Origin of the sequence: Rhodococcus sp. P14, from assembly GCF_000256505.1 — a bacterium.
Lineage (GTDB): Bacteria > Actinomycetota > Actinomycetes > Mycobacteriales > Mycobacteriaceae > Rhodococcus > Rhodococcus ruber.
Genome location: NZ_AJFC01000230.1, coordinates 1 through 4089, shown reverse-complemented (window position 1 = coordinate 4089; position 4089 = coordinate 1). Strand labels below are relative to the sequence as shown.

Below are 4089 nucleotides of genomic sequence, written 5' to 3'. Positions count from 1 at the left end.
GGCGGCTGCCGCTCTACGACGCCGCGATCGCCCGCCTCACCCGCGCGGGTCTGACCTACGAGTGCTTCTGCACCAGACGCGAGATCCAGCACGCGGCGTCCGCGCCGCACGCCCCGCAGGGCGCCTACCCGGGCACGTGCCGCACGCTCACCGAACCCGAGCGGGCAGCGAAACGGGCATCCGGCCGGCCGGGCGCGATCCGCCTGCGGTCCGGCGCCTCGACCTTCACCGTGCACGACGTGGTGCACGGCGACTTCACGGGTGTGGTCGACGACCTGGTGCTGCGCCGCGGCGACGGCATTCCCGCCTACAACCTGGCCGTCGTCGTCGACGACGCGGCCCAGGGCATCGACCAGGTGGTCCGCGGCGACGACCTGCTGACCTCCGCTCCCCGGCAGGCCTACCTCGCGGCGCTGCTCGGGCTTCCCGTGCCCACGTACGCGCACGTGCCGCTGGCGCTCAACGTGCACGGCAAGCGCCTCGCCAAACGCGACGGCGCGGTGACGCTCACCGACCAGGCGGCGCTGGGCCATACCGCAGCCGACGTGCTGGGCCGGATCGCGGTCTCGCTCGACCTGGCGGACAAGGACGAACCCGTCACATTGGGACTGCTGCTCGAGCGATGGGATCCGGCCCGGCTCCCGCGGGAGCCGTGGGTGTACGACGGCGGCTGGTGACACCCTCCGCGCGCCCGGCACCGGTCCGTTTCGTGCCGCTCGTCCGGCTCGCGGAAGTTCCGGTGATCGTGCAATTCGGACGCGTCGGACGTAGTGTGCGCAGTCGACAACGCGATTGGCTCCACCCTCCCCTCGAGAAGGATCCGATGACGACCGGCGGTTACGACCCCAGCAAAGAGCCCTACAACCAGGGCGGCGAACCCGACCCACAGCAGGGCGGCTACCCGCCCCCTCCCGGCAGCTATCCCCCGCCCGGGAACTACCCGCCCCCGCAGGGCAACTACCCGCCTGCCGGCGGTTACCCGCCTCCGCAGGGCAACTACCCCCCTCCGCAGGGCAACTACCCGCCTGCCGGCGGTTACCCGCCTCCGCAGGGCAACTACCCGCCTGCCGGCGGTTACCCCCCTCCGCAGGGCAACTACCCCCCTCCGCAGGGCAACTACCCACCCCCCGGGGGCTACCCGCCCCCGCCGGGGAACTACCCGCCGCAGGGCGGCTACCCGCCCCCGCCGGGCAACTACCCGCCGGGCAGTAGCCAGTACGGCGGATTCGGCGCCCCCACGCAGCTCAACGTCGGTGAGGCCATCGGCTACGGCTGGAAGAAGTTCAGCCAGAACGCGGGCGTCTGGATCGCCTTCGTCGTCGCGGCGGCGCTGATCCAGTTCGTGATCAACGTGATCTTCGGCGGCTTCGACACGAACGAACTGTCGGCGCTCAGCATCATCGGCGCGATCGTCAGCGTGTTCGTCAGCATCCTGATCCAGGCCGCCTACGTGCGCGGCGCGCTGCACGAAACCGACGGCAACCGCCCGTCGTTCGGGTCCTTCTTCCAGTTCGAGAACATCGGCGCCGTGGTGGTCGCGAGCCTGCTCGTCTCGCTCATGACCGTGGTGGGCTTCATCCTGCTGATCATCCCCGGCTTCATCGTCATCTTCCTGACCTGGTGGACGCTGCAGTTCGTCATCGACCGGAACGAGCAGCCGGTGGACGCGATCAAGTCCAGCTTCCGGGCCATCTCGTCCAATGTGGGGCCGCTGCTGCTGCTGGCGCTCGCTCTGGTGGGCATCAACATCCTCGGTGCGATCCCGTGCGGGCTGGGTCTGCTCGTCACCATCCCGCTCACGATCATCGCTTCCACCTACGCCTACCGGGTGACCACCGGACGCGGCGTCGCACCCTGACGGGTACGGCGTTCCACGAAGCGGCACGTCACGAATCACGAGGACCACGATGACCAGCGGGGGCTACGAACCCACTTCCGATCCGCAGGATCCGAACAAGCACCCGGGCGCACAGCCGTACGGCCCACCGCCCGGGTACGGCCCGCCCCAGGGTTACCCACCGGGCTACGGCACGCCACCGCCCGGCTACGGTCCGCCGCAGGGCCCGCCACCCCAGTACGGCGCTCCCCAGTACGGCGCTCCCCAGTACGGCGCTCCCCAGTACGGCGCTCCCCAGTACGGCGCTCCCCAGTACGGCGCTCCCCAGTACGGCGCTCCCCAGTACGGCGCTCCCCAGTACGGCGCTCCCCAGTACGGCGCTCCCCAGTACGGCGCTCCCCAGTACGGCGCTCCCCAGTACGGCGCTCCCCAGTACGGCGCTCCCCAGTACGGCGCTCCCCAGTACGGCGCTCCCCAGTACGGCGCTCCCCAGTACGGCGCTCCCCAGTACGGCGCTCCCCAGTACGGCGCTCCCCAGTACGGCGCTCCCCAGTACGGCGCTCCCCAGTACGGCGCTCCCCAGTACGGCGCTCCCCAGTACGGCGCTCCCCAGTACGGCGCTCCCCAGTACGGCGCTCCCCAGTACGGCGCTCCCCAGTACGGCGGCCCCCAGTACGGCGGGGCACCGCAGCAGCCCGGTGACCCGTACGGCGGGGCACCGTACGGGTCACCGCCGGCGGGAGGCCCCGCCGGGTACGGACCGCCCCCCGGCTACGGAGCTCCGGGCTACCCGCCCGGCTTCGGTTCCTCGCGCCCGCAGATCGACATCGGCGCCGCCCTGAGCTACGGGTGGCGCAAGTTCAGTGAGAATGTCGGCGGCTGGCTGAGCCTCGCCGGGGTGATCGTCGTGGCCGCCCTGGTGTTCGGCGCCCTGATGTTCGGGGTCGTGATGGCCTCGACCACGACGGACCGCTACGGCTACAGCACCGGCATGTCGGGCGTCGGGATCGCCGTGATGATCGTGCTGATCGTCGCGTTCGTCATCGGCATGCTCGTCGTCCAGGCGGCCGGGGTGCGCGGGGCCCTGTACGAGCTGGACGGTCACAAGCCGGCGCTCAAGGACTTCTTCCGCGTCGGCAGCCTCGGTCCCATCCTGCTCGTGTCCCTGCTCATCGCGCTGGGAACACTGCTCGGTTCGCTCGTCATCGTCGGTGGCATCGTCGTCGCCTTCCTGACCGTGTGGGCGCTGCACTTCGTCATCGACCAGCGGCAGGACGCGGTCACGGCGATCAAGTCGAGCGCGTCCGCGGCCGCGGCCAACGTCGGGCAGCTGATCCTGCTGTGGCTGGTGCTGTCCGCGATCAACTTCGTCGGCGCGCTGCTGTGCTACGTCGGCCTGCTGGTCACCGTGCCCGTCACCACCATCGCCTACGCGTACGCCTACCGCGTCGCCACGGGTGGGCGCGTAGCCCCCTGACCGCGGGTCGCGGGCCCCGATCCGCCGGCCCGGGGTCCGCGTCCTGTTCGTCCGTTCTTCGCCTTCCGCCCGCCCGAGTGCTTGGATGGCCGGGTGACAGAGCACGTGCAGACCCAGCAATCCGACCACACGCACTTCGCCCGCGTGGTCCGCAGCCACTACCCCGGACTGGTGGCCCTGTTCACGGCGGTGCTCATCATCTCCAACGTCGCCGCCGGCAAGGGCGTGGCGTTCTTCGGCGACGCCGAATGGGCGCTCGGCCCGCTACAGGTCCTGCCGATCATCACCGACGGTGCGTTCTTCCTGTTTCCGCTCGCCTACATCGTCGGCGACGTCCTGAGCGAGGTCTACGGCTTCGCCGCAACCCGGCGCGCCGTGTACTACGGTTTCGGCGCGGTGGCGCTGGCCGCGCTGTGCTTCTGGATCGCCCAACAGCTGCCGCCCGCCGACTTCTACGAGAACCAGCCGGCGTTCGAGGCGGTCCTCGGGGTGGTGCCGCGACTGCTGCTGGCCGGTCTCGCCGGTTACCTCGTCGGGCAGCTGCTCAACTCCTACGTGCTGGTGCGTATCAAGGAGATCACCAAGGAGAAGCACCTGTGGGCTCGGCTGATCGGCTCCACCGTCGTCGGCGAGTTCGCCGACACGCTCATCTTCTGCGCGATCGCCGCCGGCGTCATCGGCATCACCACGTGGGCGGACTTCGTCAACTACGTGGTGGTCGGGTTCCTGTGGAAGACGCTCGTCGAGATCGTCGTCATGCCGGTCACCTACGCGG

4 protein-coding genes are annotated in these 4089 nt (G+C 70.3%); all 4 read left to right on the top strand.

Features of this window, described 5'->3' with window-relative positions; translation table 11 throughout:
* Nucleotides 1–677 (top strand): glutamate--tRNA ligase family protein (locus OEY_RS0116100; protein ID WP_010594875.1); only part of this gene is annotated, 677 nt, incomplete at its 5' end.
* Between the two features lie 146 nt (nucleotides 678–823).
* Nucleotides 824–1858: a membrane protein gene (locus OEY_RS0116095; protein WP_029540065.1), complete on the top strand. Its 1035-nt coding sequence runs from the start codon at nucleotides 824–826 to the stop codon at nucleotides 1856–1858.
* Between the two features lie 49 nt (nucleotides 1859–1907).
* Nucleotides 1908–3314, top strand: coding sequence for a hypothetical protein (locus OEY_RS31390; protein ID WP_010594873.1), 1407 nt, complete (start codon nucleotides 1908–1910; stop codon nucleotides 3312–3314).
* Between the two features lie 93 nt (nucleotides 3315–3407).
* Nucleotides 3408–4089: queuosine precursor transporter (locus OEY_RS0116085; RefSeq protein WP_010594872.1), on the top strand; the 682-nt coding region annotated here is incomplete at its 3' end.